Source organism: Acidicapsa ligni, from assembly GCF_025685655.1.
Taxonomy (GTDB): Bacteria; Acidobacteriota; Terriglobia; order Terriglobales; family Acidobacteriaceae; genus Acidicapsa; species Acidicapsa ligni.
The window spans coordinates 12,302-32,075 of the sequence record NZ_JAGSYG010000006.1 but is presented as its reverse complement, the minus strand read 5'-3'; the positions used below and the strand labels follow the sequence as shown (position 1 = coordinate 32,075).

Genomic DNA, 19,774 nt, shown 5'->3' with positions numbered 1-19,774 from the left:
TGAAGAACGCAGCAATGTTCCACGCCTCTGGCCGCGCTTTTCAGGCTTCATGCGCGGTCGGAACATGAGGTTGCGGAATCAATTCCGTCAGTGCAATTCCAACGAGAATGAGGATTGCTCCGGAGGCTGGTCGCAGGCCAAGGCGTTCGCCCATAACGACAAAAGAAGTGATCCATGCGAAGACCGGTTCCAGCGTGAGGATCAGGGCAGTATGCGTTGCAGGCAGGATGGATTGCGCCCAGCTCTGAATAGAGAATGCTGCCGCTGTAGCCAATACTGCCGCAATGCTGAGCGCGATGCACAGGCGCACAGTGATGTGCATATGTGGATGCTCGATCAAGGGCATGCTTGCTGCCATGAATACAGCGCAGAAGCCAATCTGCAGCAGCGCCAGCGGCTGAAAGCGAATACGCGGCGACGCATGTCCGAGTGAAATGCAGTGAAAGGCGAATGCTACAGCGCAGCCAAGAGTCAGCAGATCGCCTGTATTGATCCCTGTATTGATTGAGGTAAAGTCCGGTATCAGGCTCGCGCTGGTAGCAGGGAGCGTGAGCAGCAGGATGCCTCCAAAGGCCAGAATCGCGCCTAAAAAGGCATTCCAGCGCGGTCGGCGCGCACCCGGTGGGCGTAAGGCGGGGACTGCCGAAAGCAATGGCACGAGGACGACGACAAGGCCGGTGATGAAAGCCGATTTGGAGGGCGTAGTCGTGACCAGACCCGCGGTTTGGAACTGGTATCCGGCAGCGAGGAAGAAACCGACGACTGCCCCGGCGATGAGTTGGCCGCGACTGACTTCGCGCCAATGGCGACGATAGGCCACAGCCAGAATGAGAAATGCAAACGTCATTCGAACAAGGTTGAAGGCAAGCGGCGTGGAGTCTCGCAATGCATCTTTGATGAGCACAAACGTCGAGCCCCAGATGGCAACGACGAAGACCATGAGCAGATAGGCGCGTAGCTTCATGGACGATCTCGCTGTGGAACTCGCTGTGGGACTCGCTGTGCAAATGGGTATACAGTTTTGCCTGCGACTACGGTTTCGAGTACTTGAGTCTTGAGGATTTCCGAAGCTGGAATCGTTAACAGGTTGCGGTCGATGAGGATGAAATCTGCATCGTAGCCGGGGCTAAGTTTGCCTTTGTGATTCTCTGCAAATTCGGCATAGGCGGAGCCTTGTGTGTAGATGTAGATGGCCTGTTCGCGCGTGAGAGATTTTTCGGGGAAGTAGTTTTTTGTGCCTGCTTCGTTGGCGCGGGTAACGGCTGCGTAGAGTCCGCGAAAAGGAGTGACTGGCTCGACAGGATAATCCGTTCCGAAAGCCAGTGGCACGCCTGCATCGAGGAAACCTTTCCATGTATAGGAATAGGCAGCGCGTTGTGGGCCGAGGCGGTCCATGGCCCAGTTCATATCCGTGAGCAGGTGATTGGGTTGCATGGATGCGATGACGCCGAGCTGGGCGAATCGAGCGATGTCAGAAGGATCTACGACCTGGGCGTGTTCGATGCGATTGCGGCGATTGGAGGGGGATTTCGCAGAAGCGGCCTCCTGAGCAAAAGCATTGAGAGCCATAGCTGCGGCGCGATCGCCGATGGCGTGGAAGCCTATCTGGAAACCGGCTTCGCCGCGTTCGACGGTCATGGCGTTGAGCTTTGCCTGGTCGTAGCGTGCGAGGCCGGAGTTTTTTGGATCGTCGGCAAAGGGGGCTTTCATGGCTGCGGTGCGTGAGCCCAGAGAGCCGTCCATGAAGCCTTTTAACATGCCGGTGTGGAGCATGGGATCGTTAGCGTTGTGATGCGCGCGCATCTGCTTCAGGGTTGCGATGGATGCGTCGAAGGGAAGCCACTCGGTGATGCGAACGGAGAGCTTACCCGCTTTTTCCAGATCTTCGTAGGCGAGGAAGTCTTCCCACTCGGAGTTGTCCTGCACGCTGGTGAGGCCGTGGGAAGCGGCATCGGCGATGGCGAGTTCAAGGCCGTGGCGGCGCTCGTCGCGTGTTGGTGGAGGGACGAGTTTTTCGACGAGATGCATGGCGGTTTCGCGAAGGATGCCGGTGGGATTGCCGTTGGTATCCAGGTCGATGGCTCCGCCTTGCGGGGCTTGTGTTTTACCTGTGATTCCAGCGGCTGCGAGAGCGGCTGAGTTGGCGATGGCGATGTGGCCGTCAATGCGTTCGAGGATGGTTGGATGGCCGCCTGTGACTCTATCGAGATCGTGCCGTGTGGGCAGTGTTTTTTGTGTCCAGAGAGTATGGTCCCAGTTGCCGCCGGAGAGCCAATGGCCTGCCGGAGATTTAAGCGCGTAATCGTGGATGCGCTGGAGCATTTCTGCCAGGGAATGGACGCCGGTCAAGTCCACGTTGAGCTTAGTTTCTCCTGCGCCGCCGAGGTGGACGTGGGCGTCATTGAGGCCAGGCATTACGAAGATGTTAGTACCGTATTTACTATGCAAATCGATGATCCGGGTGCCGGATGAGGCCAGCTTTTGGATGGCTGCATCGCTGCCTGTCGCCAGTACTTTGCCGTTTCGAATGGCCATTGCGGAGACGATTTGCGGGTTGCCACTTTTCAGACCTTCGCCGGTGAGGATTGTGCCGTGGATGAGGATGAGTTCGGCTGGTGCGTCCTGTCTGGCTGGCTGCGCGGCGCTACTGATTGCCAGGGCGGCTGAGACTGCGATGACTTGCAATGATTTCTGCAACAGATGCATGGGCGGAGTTTAGCAGAGTGGTGTTTGCGGGAGGGATTTGCATGGTGTGGCTGTGCTTTGCCGCTTATGAAGCGCAAAGCGAGTCCTTGGCTTTGCGCAGGATTTGATTGAGGTTCAGACGCGGACGATCATTACTTCTGTGGCTTTCATGAGAGCTCCTGCGGTCTGGCCTTTACGGAGTTGCATTTCGCGGGCGGCGTCGGCGGTGATGATCGAGGTGATCTGCTGATCGCCGATGGAGAGGACTACTTTGGCGAGCAGACCGCTGAATTTTACTTCAACGACTTTGCCAACAAGCTGGTTGCGTCCACTGACCGCGCGAAAGCGTTCGCGGGAGTCGACGCGGCTTTTTGTGGAGCTTGATTTGAGAAGTGGCGTGAGGGCGCTTTGTGGAATGCGATGATGTCCGCCGGGAGTCTTGGTGGTTCTGAGGGTTCCTGCGAGGATCCATTGCTTGATGGTGGCGTAGCTGATGCCGAGTGCTGCGGCCGCTTCTCGTGGTTTCAGAAGGAGATCTACATCTGCCATTGTGTTACCTCTTTGCGATCCTAAAGAATACAGGTTATGTCGTGATCCGGACTTTATGTAGTTATGCAGCAAGAATATACCTTTTGAAATAATCTTATGGAAGAAGAGTTTCCGCTGCGAAATTTGAGTGCAGTAATCCGTATATATTCATAAATAAAAATCGAGTAAAATCGATAAATGAAATTCTATCTGTTTTGTACTTACAATCATTCTCGCATTCGCACTGTAATCGCTGGATGCGCGCTCCTGATCTCTGCCAGCTTTGCATCCTCGCTTCATGGTGTGGCGCAGGGAACTTCTTTCATCTCGCGATACCAGGCCAGGGTGAGTGCTACCCAGGCGGAGCAGCCGCATTGGGTTACGCCACTGGTTACGGTAACTCCGCGATTGGAGCAGGAGTTTCGTACGGACTTCGTGCGACAGACGAATCCCAAGGGACTGGACACGTGGAATTACGGGAACAGCAAGGGGTTGGAGATAATTCCGGAGAAGCACATTGAGTTATTGTTCAACCTGCCTCCTTTCCTGGCGCATGAGTCTCCGGCTACGAAGGATGGATTTGGGGACATTTCGTTCAACTCCAAATATCGTTTTTACGCGCGTAATGAAGAGCATGGGAATGCGATCATCACCGCGTTTTTTGCGGCTACGATTCCTACGGGCAAGAGTGCGAATGGAAGCTGCTGTGCGGTGGTGACGCCGACGCTGGCGGTGGGCAAGGGATGGGGTTTGCTGGCTTTGACTTCGACGGCGGGGGGCTCGTTGCCGATCACGAATTCAAAGGGGCTGGGCCACACGATTGCATGGAATAACGTTGCTCAATATCGCCTGGCGAAGACGGGTGTCGGGCGGTTCTTCTGGCCTGAGGTAGAGCTGAATTCGAGCTTCTTTATCGGTGGTGCGAATGATGGCAAGGCGACGACTTTTGCTACTCCAGGTGTGATCATTGGACGTATTCCACTGACGCACGATGCGACTGGCAAGCCGGGGCGGCTGGGTGTGACGTTTGGCGCGGGTGATCAGATTGCGCTGACATCATTCCACAGCACGAATCACAACCTGGTGTTTACGGCGCGCCTGCCGTTTTAGGTATAAGCCCATGTCGCAAGGCCGAGGCATGAGCAGGCCAAAACATGGGCACTTGGATTCGTCAGGAAGAGATGGGTAGTTGGAGGATTTTGGCCTCCAACTGCCCATTGTTGTTTATGGTGATTTGGCCGCAGGTGATGGGTAGCTGGAATCGTCGTGGTCCGCATGAGCCGGGGTTGAAGTACAGGATTTCTTTGCGCCATTCGATGGAAGGTTTGTGGGAGTGGCCATAGAGGACGGCGGCGAATCCTGCGGCGGCTGGTTCGAGGTCAAGCTGATGCACGTCGTGCAGGAGATAGAAGTCTTTTCCTGCGAGAGTAACGACTTCAGTTGCGGGCAGGCTGGCGCATGGGCCCTTGCTGTCTATGTTGCCGCGGATTGCGGTTATGGGGGCGATGGCTATGAGTGTTTCGAGGATGGTTGGATCGCCGACGTCGCCGAGATGGAGGATGTGGTCTGAGCCTGCGAGCAGGGGCAGAACCTCTGCGCGAAGTAGGCCGTGGGTGTCGGAGAGTACGCCTATCTTCATACGCCGATCTGGATGCGGGTATGTGGGTCGAGGTAATCGCGAAGAGCATCGCCGAGGAAGTTGAAGCTGAGGACGGCGAGGGCCATTGCTAGGGCAGGGAAGAGCACGAGATGTGGGGAGTCGAAGAGATGGGCGCGTGCGTCGTTGAGCATTGATCCCCAGCTTGGAGTGGGCGCGGGGATGCCAAGGCCGAGGAAGGATAGGGTTGCTTCAGCGAGGATGACTCCGCCCATGCCGATGGCGGCCTGGACGAGCAGCGGCTGGATCATGTTCGGGAGGATATGGCGGAAGAAGATGCGTGGTCCGCTGGCTCCGAGGGCGCGTGCGGCTTCAACGTATTCGCGTTCTTTGACGGCCATGACCTGGGCACGGACGAGGCGGGCGTATCCGGCCCAGCCGCCGATGGCGAGAGCCAGTACCAGGTTCTGAAAACCGGGGCCGAGGAATGCGGCGAAGGCTATGGCGAGCAGGATGCCGGGGAGGGCCAGGAAGGTGTTCATGGCGACGACGGTGAGGGTGTGATCGATCCAGCCGCCTTTGTAGCCTGCGAGGCCGCCGATGGCGAGGCCGAGGGCGAGCGAGATGCTGACGACGGAGGCGGAGACGGCGAGTGAAAGACGAGCTCCCCAGAGCAGGCGTGAGAGAGTGTCCCGGCCGAGTTCATCGGTGCCGCACCAGTGAGCCGCTGAGGGGCCTTGCAGGCGATGCATCAGGTCGATTGAGGCTGGACTGGCGGGCGCGATCCAGGGAGCGAGCAGGCCGGCGAGGACGAAGATACTTAATAGCACGAGGCCGATGACTGCGAGCGGCTGACGGCGCATCCAATTGGAAGAGCTCGGAATGTGTGTGCGAATTGCCATTGCTCTCAGGCAAGCATATCGTGATTTGAAGCCGAAGCGGCGGAGGTTTGAGGAATGCGGATGCGACTGGTCAAGAGGTTTGCGGTGCTGCTGATGGCATCTTCGGTGGGTGTGTGCGGGGTTGCTGCGCTGGCGCAGGATCCGGTGGATGTAGAGGTGCAGGCGGCGCAGGAGCAGAAGGTTGTCGATCTTGCCAATCAGGCACGGGTTGCAGAGGGATTACCGGCGCTGGTGGTCGATCCAGGGCTGGCTGCGGCGGCGCGTGCTCATGCCGAGTTGATGTCCAAAGAGGGGCCGATTTCTCATCGATATGGTGGCGAGCCGGATGTGGCGGAGCGTACTTCGAAGGCGGGCGCGCACTTTAGCCTGGTGGAGGAGAACATTGCCATTGGCGACTCGCCGAAGCAGGTGCATGAGGAATGGATGAAGTCCGACGTGCATCATGCGAACCTGATGAATGCGAAGATCGATCGCATCGGGGTGGGGATTGTTTCGGCGCATCATGTGTTGTATGCCGTGGCGGATTATTCGGTCTCGGTGCAATCAATGGATGCGGGGCAGATCGAGGGCAAGATTGGTGCGATGCTGACGGGCAAGGGGCTGACTCTGCTATCGAAGGCGGAGGATGCGCGGAAGTATTGCGCGCTGCAGGATGGCGAGGCAGAGGGGACGCCGACGGGGATGAAGCCGCTGTTTCTGATGCGATGGCAGAGTGCGGATCTTTCGAAGCTGCCGCCCCAATTGGAGGAGCGGATCGCGTCGGGGAAGTATAAGCAGGCTGCGGTTGGTTCGTGCCCAGCGCAGGGTTCGGGTGGGAATGGCGGGGCAACATTCGCGGCTTACCGGGTGGCGGTGTTGTTGTATTGAGGCTGGCCAGTTGACTGGGTGTCAGCCGCGCTCGGCTACACTGGATAGGTACAGGTGCAGAACCCCTGAGAAGGTTCCGTTCAACGGGAAGCCGGTGTGATTCCGGCGCTGCCCCGCAGCGGTGATGGGAACGAACGACGCATGGCGATGAGCCACGCACTGTCCGATGAGGATGGGAAGCGGCGTCAAGTAGGTTGCCCAAAGTCCGAATACCGGCCTGTGCGCCACCACTGTAGCGGAGCTTACTCTGTTGCGGCGTGCGTCTTGTGGCAACTGGTCTCGAGGGTGGACCTGCAAGCCTTTGTCTCGCGCATCTGCGCGCGTGCCAACGCACGGGTGGTTCCTTGTCTATTAACGATGAGAGGAACCGAAACATGTCTACGGCTAAGTTGCATACTGCCAATCTGGGCTTTCCCCGGATTGGTCCGCGTCGCGAGTTGAAGTTTGCGCTGGAGAGTTTCTGGAGCGGCAAGCTTGCGGAAGAAGAATTACTGCAGGTTGCGAAGCATTTGCGTTTGCAGAACTGGACGATTCAGAAGCAGCGCGGGATCGATTTTATTCCTACCAATGATTCTCCACTGTATGACCAGGTGCTGGACGCACTGGTGCTGCTGGGTGCTACGCCGGAGCGGTTTGGCGAGGGTGTGGTGACATTGCCGCGTTTGTTTGAGATGGCGCGGAGCAGTGCTCACGGTTCGCAACAGCATACGGCGATGGAGATGACCAAGTGGTTCGATACGAACTATCACTACCTGGTGCCGGAGTGGTCTGAAGGACTGAAGTTTGTGCCGGATACTTCGAAGCTGTTGGCGGAGTTTGGCGAGGCGCGTGAGGTTAATGCCGGAGTTCGTCCGGTGCTGCTGGGACCGATATCGTTGTTGCTGCTGGGCAAGGTTGTCGATGTGGATAGCGGCTTTGATCCGCTTACGCTTTTGCCGCGTATGTTGACTGCGTATGTTCAGGTCTTGAAGGATCTGCAGAGTGCCGGTGCGGATTGGGTTCAGATCGATGAACCGTGCCTGGTGACGGATCTTAGCGAGATTCACAAGGCGGCTTATCGTACCGCTTACGAGAAGCTCGCCGGTGTCGATGTCCGACTGATGCTTACTACGTATTTTGATGAGTTGGGCGACAATCTGGATCTTGCGTTTTCATTGCCCGTGGCTGGGGTGCATGTGGATCTCGTGCGCGGCAAGGGGCAGTTGGATGCTGTGCTCGACGCGGTGCGTGCGGGACAGACGTTGAGCCTCGGGGTAGTGGATGGGCGCAACATCTGGCTTGCCGATCTGGATGCTGCTTCTGTGATGATTGCCAAGGCTCAGGAGCGGATTGGTGCTGACCGGCTGCTTATTGCGCCCTCATGCTCGTTGCTGCATGTACCTTATGATGCGCAGGATGAGACTGCGTTACCGGGTGAGTTGCAGGAGTGGCTGAGCTTTGCTGCGCAGAAGCTGGATGAGATTGCGTGGCTGGCTGGAGGCAAGGAAAAATTTGCGGCGGATTTTGCCGAGAATCGTCGCAGGCATGATCGTCGCAAGGTAGCTGAGAGCAGCGTGAATACGCAGGTTCGGGATGCACTGGCGCAATTGGTGGCGACGGATTTTGCGCGACCTTCGGCTTATCCTGAACGTGCGCGCAAGCAGAGGAATCACCTGCGGTTGCCGCTGCTGCCTACGACGACGATTGGCTCGTTTCCGCAAACACCTGAGGTGCGCAAGCAGCGCGCTGCATGGCGCAAGGGAACGTTGCAAACAGCAGAGTACGAGCGCTTTGTCGAAGAAGAGACTGCGGCCTGCATTCGACGCCAGGAAAGGATCGGGTTGGATGTGCTGGTGCATGGCGAATTTGAGCGCAATGACATGGTGGAGTATTTTGGCGAGCAGTTGGCAGGCTTCGCTTTTACTCGCAATGGCTGGGTGCAGAGTTATGGTTCGCGCTGTGTGAAGCCGCCGGTGATCTATGGCGATGTGGCACGGCCTAATGCGATGACCGTGCGTTGGAGCAGCTATGCGCAGTCCTTGACGGGCAAACCGGTGAAGGGCATGTTGACCGGGCCAGTGACGATTCTGCAATGGTCGTTTGTGCGCGACGATGTGCCGGAGCGAGATGTTGCGTGGCAGCTTGCGCTGGCGCTTCGTGAGGAGTTGCTGGATCTTGAGGCAGCGGGGATTCGCGTGATTCAACTGGATGAGCCTGCGTTGCGTGAAGGACTGCCTTTGCGTCGTGTTGCGCGGCCTGAGTATCTCGATTGGGCGGTGAAGGCTTTCCGCATTGCGACTGCGAAGGTAGCGGACGAAACGCAGGTGCATACGCATATGTGCTACAGCGAGTTTGCCGAGATTTTGCCGGCGATTGTGGCTCTGGATGCGGATGTGCTTTCGATCGAGTCGGCACGCTCACGGATGGAGTTGTTGGAGGACTTCCGCAAGCACGGTTATCCCAATGAAATCGGACCGGGAGTGTATGACATTCATACGCCTCGCGTGCCGAATGAAGAAGAGATTACGGCGTTGCTGCAGAGTGCGCTGGAGTCGATTGGGGCGGAGCGGCTTTGGGTTAATCCTGATTGCGGGTTGAAGACTCGTGGCTGGGATGAGGTCGAATCTGCACTGCGCAATATGTGTGAAGCGGCGCGGACGGTCAGGGCTTCTGTGACATCGGACAGCGTTGCATAAACGCATTGGGTGTGGAAGGGAGAGGTCGGATGATCTCTCCCTTTTCATGCTTGAGGTGGGTTAAGGACAGAGGAGTGGCAGGCTTTTGCTGCTCTGGTCAGTGCCCTTGTCCCTGGAACGTTTCGCAGAATCAGCGTTGTTCTTCGACGATATTTCGAGATGCACCGCCAACTTACTCATTGAGCAGCCGACTACTTCCGACAGTCTTTAGGATAAAAGGATTGTATAGAGCAAGATGGATTGGAAATCTCTTCAGGTCCTGCACATGGGCAATGTAGTAGAGCGCCGAGCCGTCAAGCCAAGACCGGCTCGTCATTCTTCCGCCAGGACGATACTGCGGAGAAGCGAGTTGCTCTACACCTATGATGAAAGACCCGGGACAGCCAATTCGCACAGGACTGAAGACCTCGTGCTAATGCATCTATGGCACGGATACGCGGGTATCGGACCAATCGATGATTAATCTTCTCTCAACGTAATACCAACGATTCTCCTGGCGGAGAAATTGGTCGTAGTAACGAATTCCCAAGGTCTGACACTTCCGTTGGTTGTTCTCCATCGTGAATTGATGCACCAAACAATAGGTTTGACCAATGGCTCGATCTCCCTTAATGATCACGTCACTCTGACCATTCATGTGCAATGTCACCGTAAAAGTATTCAGGACTGCCAAAGCAGCGCGGATCGCAGTCCTGCCTTTTATGGTTGAATGCGGCTCATGGGTTTTGGGGTCTCCCTCGTAATTCAGGATCGTCCCATCCTGCACGAAGAGACTCGCTTGCTGTTCTGCAAGCCTCCTGTCGGCGCAGTGTGCCCATGCGTCTATAAGCCTGCGAAGTGCGAGCCGATCGGCGGCCTCGCCTTTCATCGTGGTGGACAGAATAGACGTATCGTAGAGGTTCTCAAAGGAAAGAGGCGACGGTGCCGCGCTCTGCGCCTTGGCTCCAAGCTCTTGGCCTTGGGCCTCTTCTTGACCCAACCCGATTGAAAGAACCGAACCAACTGCCGTGGCTGCGGTCATTACGAAGTTGCGCCGATCGGTCTTCGATTTACTCTGCATTTCTGTTGCCTCCGTTTTCTTTTCAATCGCCAGACTTGCCGATTCCAGCAGTCTCGATACCTTAGCTGAGAATAAGGCACTCTAAGCTCTGATTTCTAGAATGATCCACTCTGACACTTGCCTGTTCCGATCATTCTTTAAGGTCAGATGGTTATCTTTGAAAATGAATATAAAGGTCGTTTCGAAGGAACAGACGCGAAGGAAGACAAAATAAAGCTTCAATATCTTTGTTGCGGGGAATTGGACTGTCAAAAGCACGAAGGAGGCTGCCGAGCGCAAGGGGCATCGGACTAGGCAAGACGTGCGTGAAGGTAACAGCGTGAAAGTCGGCCAAGTTCAATTTTTAATCGATTTCGACCGTTACCAGAAACACCATGTCATACTGAGTTTTTTCAATACCCACTCCTGATGTCGCCAATCGATCTCCTTGACGGTCCTAGCGATAGGTAAACACATGCCGACTTAGCGAGGCCTGTCTTCCTTATTGCGTGCGGAACGCACGCACGATCTATTGGTGCGGCGTTGCGGGCAGGAACTGGCTTGCTGGAGAAGGAAACGAAAGATGCTACGCGGCTGGCGCGCGGGAAGACACCTCTTTCCGGCAAGAGGGAATGAAAGAAAGTAGGATTGTCTGAAGATATCTGGGGAAAACAGAATGCAAAGCGAGCGCATGAACGAACTGGAAACCATCACAGCCCCGGAACTTATACGGGAGATACGGATAGACCACAGCATCGGTATTGGCGCGGTAGCGGTGACGCGCAAGATCATGTATCTGCGATACTGTCGAACTCGGTAATATACGGACCTTCCGGCCTTTCGGACTCCTCCAGCTAGTTGCGGTAGCCAGAAGCCTCCCATTGGACATTTTTTGAAGAGCGGAGTTTTCGCTCGCCACCCTGCGCTTCAAGGGCCTGATGCGGCAGAATCAGTGACTTTATGTCGGCTGCCTGGGTGGGCTGGGCGCGGAGCGAGATGCCGACGACGAAAAGTGCCAATAAGAATTTCAAAGCCGAACTCTCCGCGTAGACACGATACCCCTACAGATTACCAAGACCGGACTCCTCGAGGCACTTCTATGGAAACCACCTTTGACTACCTGCGTTTATGTGGCACACCACATAAACGCAAATATGCGTGGATGTCAGTTATGTTGTCACGGTTCATCGAAGGATCAGAAAAGCCAGTGCTCTACCCTTGCTTGTGGAACTTCGACTGCAGGCGCGCAAAATCTTGATTCCCAGCCGCAGCAGACCTGTATAGCGACCTGCAGCGGTGGGAAGAATTAGGCTGCCTTGCAAGCTGCCTGGATCGACTTCAGAAACGCCAGGAGATCATCGTTGACTTGATCAGCATGTGTCGCGGTGAGACCATGCGGCAAGCCCGGATAGTAAATCTCCTTAGCGCCCTTGATGAGCTTGGCCGACTTCCTCGCTGTAAAACGTGACCACCGGCCCATTGCCCCAGTCTTTGTAATAGATTGTCGTTCCATCTTTCACCGTAATCGTGCACATTTGAATATTCTCCTTATTATTTGCTGCAGATTGTGGTTTAGTTCACCGGTATCAGCACGGGAGCGCCTTTGTCCTTTACCAGGAACACGACGAATTTCGCCGGCTCGGTCTTACTCGCGTTCCGCCCAACGACGTGAACATTATCGGGCCCTTCATAGAAGGTCTGACCACGCGTCAGAGTCACTTCTTTTCCGCCCCTCACCTGCATGACGATCGAGCCTTCCAGCACATAAATAAACCCATGTGCATTGTGGCGATGTACGGGGTCTGAACTGCCCGGCGGGTAATCCACGACGAGCATCAAACCTTCCTTACCCGGAATGTTTGACAGGTCTTTCGACATGACCTCCGTGACCTTAGCTTCCTGCGCTACCAGCAAGCCAGGAGCAAACCACGCCAGACACAAGAGTAGTTTTACGATCTTCATAAATGAGTCTCCTAGATGTTGGCTCAGATTTTGTTCAGGGTTGCAGCCGAGTTTAGAAACTCGGCTGCAGTCTTAGAGGAACGCGCCTACCGTGGACTGGGATTCGCACTCGTGGCCGGCTTTGCGGACTGAGCGAGCCAGGCTTCGAAGCGTATGTCGCCGAGTCGCGCGTCTTTACCCGGGACTAGCGTGCGCTCATCGACTTCGATTCCGAAGTAGCCGGCACCGGGGTCAGCGACTACCGTACGCGGGTCGTTGTGAGCACGGAGGCCCTGAAGGACAAATTCGTTGAGACGGAACTGTTGCGGACCTGCCACTTCGACGATTCCATTCACCGGAGAGCCAACTGCAACTCGTCCAACAGCACTCGCGACATCTTCGGCCGCCATGGGCTGGATGAGCACGGGCGCTACGCGAATGGTTGTGCCATCGCTCGAAGCGTCAGCGATCTGTTTGGCAAACTCGAAGAATTGGGTCGCGTGCACGATCGAAAATGGAATTGAAGATTCTTTGATCAGCTTTTCCTGCGCAAGCTTCGCGCGGAAGTATCCGCGAATCGTCTTTTCCGCATCCGATGGCCTTGGTGTGGCCAGGCGGTCGGTTCCCACTACTGACAACGCGACGTGGTGCCGCACGCCCGCGGTTTGCTCGTACTGAAGGAGGTTGCGCGTGGCGGTATTGAAGAAGTTCATGGCAGCCGCTTCCTCGAAGGAAGGTGAGTTCGATACATCAACGACTACCGAGGCGCCTTTCAGCACTTCGGCGAGTCCCTCACCTGTAAGAGTGTTGACACCAGAATTGGGTGATGCTGATGTTGCTTCGTGCCCGTGCTCACGAAGCTTGTTGACAAGCTTTGATCCGATGAGACCAGTACCGCCGATCACTACGATTTTCATAACCTTCTCCTTCTTTTCGAACGGTGTTTTCACATGTGCCGTTGTACCCACTAAGACCAGATACCCTCATGTTTTGTGACGTCGTGTGGGACAAGAATCCTGCTCAATCACTCGACCGGAATTTAACAAGCAAGTATGGAGGAGCCGCACGTAATTCAAACTGCTGAATGGAGTCTTTTCCACTCAACTGAGCCATTCCGCCAGATTTAGGAAGTATGTCTTTGTATCGGCCCGGGCTTGGGGCGTGTTCTTGAGTCCATTTCCTGCAGGTTCAGTTACGTAGGATGGGCATCCCTTATCGGAATCCAGATTGTAGTCAAGAAAGTGATGGAAACTGGAATCGACTATTGCGCGCCCTTGTTCTCCGTCTGCCTCGAATGCTAGCGCCAGGTTGAATACGCGCCCCGTGAGAATACTTGTTCCGGTTGCAATGACGCGACCGGACATGACACTCATGGGAATCGAGTTCGTACCTTCATGCGGATGTGAAGGAAGTAGCTCGATTCTGCCGGAGCGATTTACGTCACTCCGCATCACCGGATGGAGTGGTTCCATCACGGTGACATACTGGTAGTCGCCATTCTTGCCAGAATGGTAATTGGGGTAAGAGATGGAAGATGTCTCAATGTCATCCACGATCAGGCGTGCGGGATCCGGCTCGGGATTGCGGCTATGGAAATGATGAGCGTCACCAATGCCTACGAGTGAGGAGAGAGACAGTCCTAAGTCTTGATGATCGCGGGAAGTCAATAGCCCTCCGCCTCGTGCGCGAAATCGGGCGATAGCTTCGCATTCCATTGCGGTGATGCCCGCACCAACATCCACTCCGAATAGCCACAACTGATCAAAGTCGGTTTCGTCCAGCTTTTTCAGAACACAGTCGTCGACATTGCCCGGATTGTCGCGATTCCGACTAACAACTTCGAACTTTCGACTGCTGTGTTCGTCCGAAGAGGCTGAAAGTATTTCGGTAAGCGTTGAGAATCGTTCGATCGACCAGTCGTCTTGTATATATGGAATCGTCGTTTGCAAGAGAATTTCTTCATCCTGGGCCTTTCTATTCGTGGCAAGAGGCTTTGGGTTCCACGATCCGGAAGCAGCCAGATCAGTGCCGCCATGACGAAATGACGACACCTCACCCGCCGAGGTCAGCTTAGGGACCCCGGCCTGGTGCGATATCTACAGTTCGGCTTTAAATCAACAAGTGGTTAGAAATCCCAGAAGGTCGGGACCCATCGAAAGGCGTCGCCGGAGACTGCTACATGGCCGATGGACGGGAACGGCATATGAGTGGCCACCAACAGCTCGCCGGTCTCAGCCAACTCGCGCAAAAGACGGTTCCGGACGCGCGCTGCCTCTTCGGGGTCGTGTTCAAAACCGTTATACCAACCGGGCTGATCGAATCCGACCGCGAACACGGCGTCGCCTGCGAACGTCAGGGCGTTGCCGCTGGACGCAATGCGAACCACGCTATGCCCAGGAGTGTGACCGCCGGTGCGACGGACGACTACCCCGGGCGCCACCTGATGCTCGTCATCGAACAGACGCAGCTGGCTCTGGTACTCTTTCGTGAACTGCTTAGCGGCCGACCGGAGCGCGTCCGGGAACCCCGTCGGCATGGATGTGTGGGAGAAATCGGGCGACTCCCAGAATTTGACCTCAGCGGCTGCCACGTGAATCCGCAGATCCGGACGCAGCCTCTCCTTCACACCTTCAACCAGCAATCCGCCGACGTGGTCCATGTGCATGTGAGTCAGCACCACGTCGGTCACGGACCCAAGATCGATGCCGGCGGCCTCCAGTCACTTGACCGTCTGGCCAGCCCGCGGCAAATTCAATTCCGGGTCCGCACCTAGTCCGGCGTCGATGAGTATTGTTTGCCCGCCACTACGCACCAGAACCACATTCAGGGCCCAATCGAAAGCGTCCGGCGGTAGGAACATACCTTGCATCCAGGCCGCGCGGATGGCCGCGTCGGCGTTGTATCCCAACATTGTGGTTGGCAGCGGAAGGACGCCATCGCTGACCACCAGCACGTCAATCTCGCCGATCTGCAGCGCGTAACGCGACGGAACCAATTCGTCGCGCCCCGCCATCCCTGAAATATCGTTCAAGCTAATTGTTGTCTCCTGCATAAATCTCCCTTTCAATTCTTGATCGATGTGAGTGATGGCGACATGCCTACTCGCACCGTTGCCATCTATGACAGGACAGTCCTCGTAACCGTGACAAGAAGCCACCTTTAAATAAATCTGGGCAAGACCTGTCACAAACCAGCGCGGTGTTTGGTCTATGTTTTCCCGTGCCGTAGTCGAGATTCGTGCAGGAAGATTGGGGCGGCTGGCAGACAAGTCGTGGAGAATGGCGCCTATTCGTAGCCATCGTTAAAGGGCGCGTTATTCGTTGGGATAGACAAGAGCAGTGGGAAAGGAACTATAGCGATGTGTACGCAGGACAGCAACGGCGAGAACATTCCATTCCGAACGGACGCGTATTACGAGGAGCAGGCTCGTCAGGAAGAGATTTACCTCGATAAGACCGAGGAAGAGCTACGCATGATTTTAGAGTCTGACGATCCGCCTCAATCGCGGAGTGAGAGATTCAATGAACAAAGAGAGTATGCGGCAGAAGAACTTATCACTGATGATTCTGATGATCCTCCACTCAACGAAGAGGAGGGTGGGAAATGTTTGGAATGACTTGAAACCTCAAGGTTTGGACGGATATGACCTTTGAGTTATGGACGGGGGATAAGGGATAGATTTCGGCACCCATTTGTAGCTCATTAGCAACAAGGCTTGTTCCAACGACATTGTTCCGTCACGAGATTTACTATGGCTATTGCAATGGCAGAACGACCAAAATCGCAACTTGTTTCGTCTACTGGTCTTAGCGCAAGAACCAGCGAACACGACGATGGTCTTGAGACCTTTACCAAAGTGCGTCCGCGCTTGTTCGGTATTGCCTACCGCATGCTCGGAAGTGCCGCGGAAGCCGAAGATATCGTACAAGACGTTTGGTTGCGGTGGCAGGCGATTGATAGAAGTGTGGTTGAGACCCCTCCGGCATTTCTAGCCACAACTACAACACGAATGTGTATCAATTTCGCTCAGAGCGCGAGATCGCGGCGAGAAACCTATGTTGGCACTTGGCTTCCCGAACCGGTGGACACCAGTAACGATCCCGCATTAGGTGCGGAACGCGGCGAAGCATTGAGGCTCGCAATCCTGCTGCTCCTTGAGAAACTGTCTCCGACGGAACGTGCCGCATATGTTCTGCGCGAAGCGTTCGATTACTCTTATCGCCAGATCGCGGACATCCTTCAAATGGAGGAAGCAAATACTCGACAACTCGTCTCCCGCGCCCGCAAACATATCGCAGATGAGCGGCGCGCACCTTCCAGTTTGGAGGAGCAGCGGCGCCTTCTGGAGGCTTTTATCGATGCTGCGCAAAAGGGAGATATGGCTGCGCTGGAAGGTCTCTTCTCAGAAGATGTTATCTCTTACTCGGATGGCGGAGGCGTTGTACGCACAGCAGCCCGAGCCCCGGTATCTGGCCGCGAGCGTGTTGCGAAGTTCATTGCGGCTTTTGCTTCACATTTCTGGACGGGCATGACGCTTAAGTGGATCGAAACAAATGGACAGGCATCCGCTCTTCTGTCGCGCGATGGTGTCCCCGTTGCCCTCGCGGCGATTGATACATCCGAGCAAGGCATCCATCAGATTATGTGGATCATGAGACCGAGCAAGCTCGCCGCAATTTTCAACTAGGGTTGGAACTGGATGGCGGAGCGCGTTTTCTAGATCAGGCTAAACAGGCAAAGATAGGGTCAGCCCACCCCCATGTACTGCCACGAAGATGTTCCCCGAGCCAGAATCATAGACGGTGTTGCCGGGCCCGCCGCCTAGCGAGATATTGGTCAAAAGTTTGTTGCTTCCGGCGTCAATCACGGCGTCCACGCCGCCGTGCTCATCAAAGACGAAAACTCTCTTGGTTGCCGGCGAATATGCAATTCCGTCCGGATACGTGACAGACCCTGATGTTGCGATCATTTTGAGAGTGGCCATGTCCACAGCGGCGGCTTGATGCTCGCCTGTAATAGACGCGTACGCTCTGCCAATCTCCGGCACCGCGAGGACGCCATGCACGCGCTTGAAGCCGTCCAGATTCCCGGCGACCTGATGTTTCTGCGTATCGAAGACGACGAGTTGATCAGCATTCATGTGGGCGATGTAGAGCCGACCGTGTTCCTCGTCCAGACTCTGGTAATCGAAGCGAACGGCGGGTCCTGGCATTGGTATGTCTGCAACTTCCTTCAATACCTGGACTCCGGTACGTGTGGTCTGCGAACACGCCACATTCGGGACGAGCGAGATAGCTAAGGCGGCGTTGATCGCCCATTGGTATGCCTGCTCATAAAGATGCCTTCCTTCGAATTATCCAGAATCGTCTTCTTTGCAAACCGCAAGGTTGCTGTCGTAACATACGACTGTTATGAACATAACATCTCAGTGGGAGGGTTCGCCATGGCTGCTCCTGATCTTCACCCTCCCATCGAGCAAGGCAAGCGAGCGCGTCGGGATATGGAGGAAGTTGCAGAAGTTCGGTTCGATCCCTTTGCGGAATGCAGGTTATGTGCTTCCGAATAGTCCGGTGAACCAGGAACGATTTGAGTGGCTGGCAACTGCCATTCGCAGCTTCAAAGGAGAGGCGTCCATCCTTCAAATCCAGGCCATCGACGATCTACCGCCGAGAGCGCTGCAGGAGCAGTTTCGGCAGGCGCGAGCAGCGGACTACGAAGCATTGATTGAGGAAGCCAAAAAACTGAAACCGGCAACTAAGGGAACGTCGACCCAAATTCCCCGGATACGGCGGAGGTACGAAGAGATCGTAGCCATCGACTTCTTTGAAAGTCCAATGCGGAGAAAAGCAGAGGAAGCCTTGAAGAGAGCAGAGCAACCGCGAGTGAAGACCGAGAAGGCGAAGATAGCAATTGCTTCCAAGGCCGACTACCAGAACCGGGTCTGGATGACACGCCCGCGACCGGGCATCGACCGAGTGTCGTCTGCATGGCTAATCGCACGGTTCGTCGATCCGAAGGCGACATTCGTATTTGGCAAGGACCAGTCTGTGCACCAAGGCGTCATACCGTTCGATATGTTTCAAGCCGGTGGTTTTGGTCACGAAGGGGACAACTGCACCTTTGAGACGCTTTGCCACGCCTTTCGGGTGACCGACAAAAAGGTCCAACTTATCGCCCAGGCGATTCATGACGCCGATCTTGAGGATGACAAGTTCGGGCGCTCCGAGGGAAACCTAATCAACCAGATTCTCCAGGGATGGGCGAAGCAAGCTGTTTCCGACGAAGAACTGCTCCGCAGAGGCATGGACCTCATCGAGGGGTTCTACCACTCCATTCAGTAGTTCGCAGTAAGGGGTCACAGATGAACGCGCCAAAAATTGATCTTCGGAAGATTGTCGTTATTGCATTCCTCGTGTTGCTCCTGGTCTTGGGCGCCGGAGTCGGCCTGCTCAAGTGGCGTGGCTTTCGTGCTTCGTCCAAACCATCGGCTTTTGAAACTGTAGTGGCGCGTTCCGTGCGCGACTTTGCGATTCCGGGTTCAGAGCGGAGCAAGGTCAATCCTGTCGCTGGCGATCCGGTTGCGCTCCAGCAAGGCCGTGAAGACTACCTCGCGCGCTGCGCGTCCTGTCATGGAGCAGATGCTCATGGGTTGACCCCCATCGGAGCAAATGTCTATCCCCGTGTCCCCGATCTGCGGCTGGACGCTACGCAAAAGCTGTCCGATGGTGAGATCCACTACATCATAGAAAACGGAGTGGAACTTACGGGCATGCCCGCGATGCACTCGGCGTCTTCGTCGGATAGCTGGAAACTCGTCTCGTACATTCGGAGTTTTCGTTCGGCAACGCCGCAAGAGGTGGCAACTCAAGAGAGAGTGGCGAACTCGGCCCATTATGTAGGTTCGAAGTCCTGTCAGAAGTGCCACGCAGACATCTACGAGCGCTGGAAGAAGACGCCTATGGCCAACGTGGTGCGTGATCCGAAGACGCATCCAGACGCCATCATTCCCGATCTTAATACCAACGACGTTGCCAAGTTCACGTTGGATCAAGTCGCCTTCATCTACGGAAGCAAGTGGAAGCAGCGCTACTTCACCAAAGTGGGAGAGGACTACTACCCTCTGCCGGTCCAATGGGACATCAAAAACAAGAAATGGCTGAACTATCACGTCCCTGATACCGGCGCAGATTGGTGGACGGCGTTTTATCCATCGGACAACATGCAGCGTCCGACCGGGCCGACCTGCGATGGCTGCCATTCCGTCAGTTATGACATCCACACCAAGCAGGTCGCCGAATGGAACGTCGGCTGCGAACGCTGCCACGGCCCTGGCAGCGAACACGTAGCCCATCCCAGACGCACCAACATCCTCAATCCGTCTGAGATGGATAACGTGGATGCGAACGACACCTGCATCGCCTGCCACTCTCAAGGACAACCTCTCAGTAAGCAGATCGAAGGCAAGGCATATGACTGGCCGGTAGGCTATCGAATCGGTCTCCACCTGGCGGACTATTGAAAGCTGGAAGATCACACACTC

At 55.6% G+C, this 19,774-nt stretch carries 22 protein-coding genes and 1 riboswitch; of the genes, 8 read left to right on the top strand and 14 right to left on the bottom strand.

Translation table 11 applies throughout. The features are described from left to right. Positions 1–40 precede the first annotated feature (40 nt). From OHL19_RS18450 to OHL19_RS18440, 3 genes are all read right to left on the bottom strand, one after another. Positions 41–964, bottom strand: coding sequence for a DMT family transporter (locus tag OHL19_RS18450; RefSeq protein ID WP_263359300.1), 924 nt, complete (start codon positions 962–964; stop codon positions 41–43). After that, positions 961–2,685: an amidohydrolase gene (locus OHL19_RS18445; protein ID WP_263359299.1), complete on the bottom strand. Its 1,725-nt coding sequence runs from the start codon at positions 2,683–2,685 to the stop codon at positions 961–963. Before OHL19_RS18445 ends, OHL19_RS18450 begins: the two co-directional genes overlap by 4 nt. Positions 2,686–2,820: 135 nt before the next feature. Continuing rightward, positions 2,821–3,234 (bottom strand): TOBE domain-containing protein, encoded by a 414-nt coding sequence (locus OHL19_RS18440; protein WP_263359298.1) that lies wholly within the window; start codon positions 3,232–3,234, stop codon positions 2,821–2,823. 177 nt (positions 3,235–3,411) lie between these two features. On the opposite strand from OHL19_RS18440, the gene OHL19_RS18435 reads away from it, so the two are divergent. After that, positions 3,412–4,323: a hypothetical protein gene (locus OHL19_RS18435; protein ID WP_263359297.1), complete on the top strand. Its 912-nt coding sequence runs from the start codon at positions 3,412–3,414 to the stop codon at positions 4,321–4,323. Positions 4,324–4,384: 61 nt separating this feature from the next. Here OHL19_RS18435 and OHL19_RS18430 read toward each other — a convergent pair whose 3' ends face one another. Beyond that, a complete protein-coding gene (locus tag OHL19_RS18430; RefSeq protein WP_263359296.1) occupies positions 4,385–4,852 on the bottom strand; it encodes a metallophosphoesterase family protein in 468 nt (155 codons plus the stop codon). Beyond that, positions 4,849–5,712: an ABC transporter permease gene (locus OHL19_RS18425; RefSeq protein WP_263359295.1), complete on the bottom strand. Its 864-nt coding sequence runs from the start codon at positions 5,710–5,712 to the stop codon at positions 4,849–4,851. Before OHL19_RS18425 ends, OHL19_RS18430 begins: the two co-directional genes overlap by 4 nt. 60 nt (positions 5,713–5,772) lie before the next feature. Here OHL19_RS18425 and OHL19_RS18420 point away from each other — a divergent pair, with 60 nt between their 5' ends. Together OHL19_RS18420 and metE are read left to right on the top strand one after the other, a co-directional pair. Continuing rightward, entirely contained in the window at positions 5,773–6,579 is an 807-nt protein-coding gene (locus tag OHL19_RS18420) for a CAP domain-containing protein (RefSeq protein WP_263359294.1), read from the top strand. 35 nt (positions 6,580–6,614) lie between these two features. Further along, positions 6,615–6,814, top strand: a riboswitch (cobalamin riboswitch). A 139-nt stretch (positions 6,815–6,953) separates the two neighbouring features. Then, positions 6,954–9,254 carry a 5-methyltetrahydropteroyltriglutamate--homocysteine S-methyltransferase gene (gene metE, locus OHL19_RS18415; protein WP_263359293.1) on the top strand — a complete coding sequence of 767 codons (2,301 nt, stop codon included), beginning with the start codon at positions 6,954–6,956 and terminating at the stop codon, positions 9,252–9,254. Positions 9,255–9,675: 421 nt separating this feature from the next. On the opposite strand, the gene OHL19_RS18410 is transcribed toward metE, so the two are convergent. Next, positions 9,676–10,314 carry a nuclear transport factor 2 family protein gene (locus tag OHL19_RS18410; protein WP_263359292.1) on the bottom strand — a complete coding sequence of 213 codons (639 nt, stop codon included), beginning with the start codon at positions 10,312–10,314 and terminating at the stop codon, positions 9,676–9,678. A 655-nt stretch (positions 10,315–10,969) separates the two neighbouring features. Here OHL19_RS18410 and OHL19_RS18405 point away from each other — a divergent pair. After that, positions 10,970–11,113: a hypothetical protein gene (locus tag OHL19_RS18405; RefSeq protein ID WP_263359291.1), complete on the top strand. Its 144-nt coding sequence runs from the start codon at positions 10,970–10,972 to the stop codon at positions 11,111–11,113. 34 nt (positions 11,114–11,147) lie between these two features. Here the strand turns inward: OHL19_RS18405 and OHL19_RS18400 are convergent, their stop codons facing one another. The 7 genes from OHL19_RS18400 to OHL19_RS18370 form a co-directional block, all read right to left on the bottom strand. Next, positions 11,148–11,324 carry a hypothetical protein gene (locus tag OHL19_RS18400; RefSeq protein ID WP_263359290.1) on the bottom strand — a complete coding sequence of 59 codons (177 nt, stop codon included), beginning with the start codon at positions 11,322–11,324 and terminating at the stop codon, positions 11,148–11,150. Between the two features lie 275 nt (positions 11,325–11,599). Continuing rightward, positions 11,600–11,806, bottom strand: a complete 207-nt coding sequence (locus OHL19_RS18395; protein WP_263359289.1) for an alpha/beta fold hydrolase — start codon at positions 11,804–11,806, stop codon at positions 11,600–11,602. 59 nt (positions 11,807–11,865) lie between these two features. Continuing rightward, positions 11,866–12,255, bottom strand: a complete 390-nt coding sequence (locus OHL19_RS18390; protein WP_263359288.1) for a cupin domain-containing protein — start codon at positions 12,253–12,255, stop codon at positions 11,866–11,868. 86 nt (positions 12,256–12,341) lie between these two features. Next, positions 12,342–13,151 (bottom strand): SDR family oxidoreductase, encoded by an 810-nt coding sequence (locus tag OHL19_RS18385; RefSeq protein ID WP_263359287.1) that lies wholly within the window; start codon positions 13,149–13,151, stop codon positions 12,342–12,344. A 183-nt stretch (positions 13,152–13,334) separates the two neighbouring features. Continuing rightward, the gene (locus OHL19_RS18380; RefSeq protein ID WP_263359286.1) at positions 13,335–14,285 is read right to left on the bottom strand and encodes a hypothetical protein; all 951 of its coding nucleotides are present in this window, start codon (positions 14,283–14,285) and stop codon (positions 13,335–13,337) included. A gap of 74 nt (positions 14,286–14,359) precedes the next feature. Beyond that, positions 14,360–14,938 carry an MBL fold metallo-hydrolase gene (locus OHL19_RS18375; RefSeq protein WP_263359528.1) on the bottom strand — a complete coding sequence of 193 codons (579 nt, stop codon included), beginning with the start codon at positions 14,936–14,938 and terminating at the stop codon, positions 14,360–14,362. A 15-nt stretch (positions 14,939–14,953) separates the two neighbouring features. Next, positions 14,954–15,265 (bottom strand): MBL fold metallo-hydrolase, encoded by a 312-nt coding sequence (locus tag OHL19_RS18370; protein ID WP_263359285.1) that lies wholly within the window; start codon positions 15,263–15,265, stop codon positions 14,954–14,956. A 327-nt stretch (positions 15,266–15,592) separates the two neighbouring features. On the opposite strand from OHL19_RS18370, the gene OHL19_RS18365 reads away from it, so the two are divergent. Both OHL19_RS18365 and OHL19_RS18360 read left to right on the top strand, forming a co-directional pair. Beyond that, positions 15,593–15,850 (top strand): hypothetical protein, encoded by a 258-nt coding sequence (locus OHL19_RS18365; RefSeq protein WP_263359284.1) that lies wholly within the window; start codon positions 15,593–15,595, stop codon positions 15,848–15,850. A 135-nt stretch (positions 15,851–15,985) separates the two neighbouring features. After that, the gene (locus OHL19_RS18360) at positions 15,986–16,921 is read left to right on the top strand and encodes an RNA polymerase sigma-70 factor (RefSeq protein WP_263359283.1); all 936 of its coding nucleotides are present in this window, start codon (positions 15,986–15,988) and stop codon (positions 16,919–16,921) included. A gap of 39 nt (positions 16,922–16,960) precedes the next feature. On the opposite strand, the gene OHL19_RS18355 is transcribed toward OHL19_RS18360, so the two are convergent. Further along, entirely contained in the window at positions 16,961–17,446 is a 486-nt protein-coding gene (locus OHL19_RS18355) for a YncE family protein (protein WP_263359282.1), read from the bottom strand. Between the two features lie 199 nt (positions 17,447–17,645). Here OHL19_RS18355 and OHL19_RS18350 point away from each other — a divergent pair, with 199 nt between their 5' ends. Both OHL19_RS18350 and OHL19_RS18345 read left to right on the top strand, forming a co-directional pair. After that, positions 17,646–18,575 (top strand): chromate resistance protein, encoded by a 930-nt coding sequence (locus OHL19_RS18350; RefSeq protein ID WP_263359281.1) that lies wholly within the window; start codon positions 17,646–17,648, stop codon positions 18,573–18,575. A 20-nt stretch (positions 18,576–18,595) separates the two neighbouring features. Next, positions 18,596–19,753, top strand: coding sequence for a c-type cytochrome (locus OHL19_RS18345; RefSeq protein WP_263359280.1), 1,158 nt, complete (start codon positions 18,596–18,598; stop codon positions 19,751–19,753). Positions 19,754–19,774 lie beyond the last annotated feature (21 nt).

Excerpts from the sequence above, each read along its gene's own strand:
- OHL19_RS18430 (WP_263359296.1), bottom strand. The coding sequence starts at position 4,852 with ATGAAGATAGGCGTACTCTCCGACACCCACGGCCTACTTCGCGCAGAG.
- OHL19_RS18450 (WP_263359300.1), bottom strand. The coding sequence starts at position 964 with ATGAAGCTACGCGCCTATCTGCTCATGGTCTTCGTCGTTGCCATCTGG.
- OHL19_RS18440 (WP_263359298.1), bottom strand. The coding sequence starts at position 3,234 with ATGGCAGATGTAGATCTCCTTCTGAAACCACGAGAAGCGGCCGCAGCA.
- OHL19_RS18345 (WP_263359280.1), top strand. The coding sequence starts at position 18,596 with ATGAACGCGCCAAAAATTGATCTTCGGAAGATTGTCGTTATTGCATTC.
- OHL19_RS18355 (WP_263359282.1), bottom strand. The coding sequence starts at position 17,446 with ATGCCAGGACCCGCCGTTCGCTTCGATTACCAGAGTCTGGACGAGGAA.
- metE (WP_263359293.1), top strand. The coding sequence starts at position 6,954 with ATGTCTACGGCTAAGTTGCATACTGCCAATCTGGGCTTTCCCCGGATT.
- OHL19_RS18420 (WP_263359294.1), top strand. The coding sequence starts at position 5,773 with ATGCGACTGGTCAAGAGGTTTGCGGTGCTGCTGATGGCATCTTCGGTG.
- OHL19_RS18395 (WP_263359289.1), bottom strand. The coding sequence starts at position 11,806 with ATGGAACGACAATCTATTACAAAGACTGGGGCAATGGGCCGGTGGTCA.
- OHL19_RS18360 (WP_263359283.1), top strand. The coding sequence starts at position 15,986 with ATGGCTATTGCAATGGCAGAACGACCAAAATCGCAACTTGTTTCGTCT.
- OHL19_RS18390 (WP_263359288.1), bottom strand. The coding sequence starts at position 12,255 with ATGAAGATCGTAAAACTACTCTTGTGTCTGGCGTGGTTTGCTCCTGGC.
- OHL19_RS18410 (WP_263359292.1), bottom strand. The coding sequence starts at position 10,314 with ATGCAGAGTAAATCGAAGACCGATCGGCGCAACTTCGTAATGACCGCA.
- OHL19_RS18350 (WP_263359281.1), top strand. The coding sequence starts at position 17,646 with ATGAACATAACATCTCAGTGGGAGGGTTCGCCATGGCTGCTCCTGATC.
- OHL19_RS18425 (WP_263359295.1), bottom strand. The coding sequence starts at position 5,712 with ATGGCAATTCGCACACACATTCCGAGCTCTTCCAATTGGATGCGCCGT.
- OHL19_RS18435 (WP_263359297.1), top strand. The coding sequence starts at position 3,412 with ATGAAATTCTATCTGTTTTGTACTTACAATCATTCTCGCATTCGCACT.
- OHL19_RS18385 (WP_263359287.1), bottom strand. The coding sequence starts at position 13,151 with ATGAAAATCGTAGTGATCGGCGGTACTGGTCTCATCGGATCAAAGCTT.
- OHL19_RS18365 (WP_263359284.1), top strand. The coding sequence starts at position 15,593 with ATGTGTACGCAGGACAGCAACGGCGAGAACATTCCATTCCGAACGGAC.
- OHL19_RS18405 (WP_263359291.1), top strand. The coding sequence starts at position 10,970 with ATGCAAAGCGAGCGCATGAACGAACTGGAAACCATCACAGCCCCGGAA.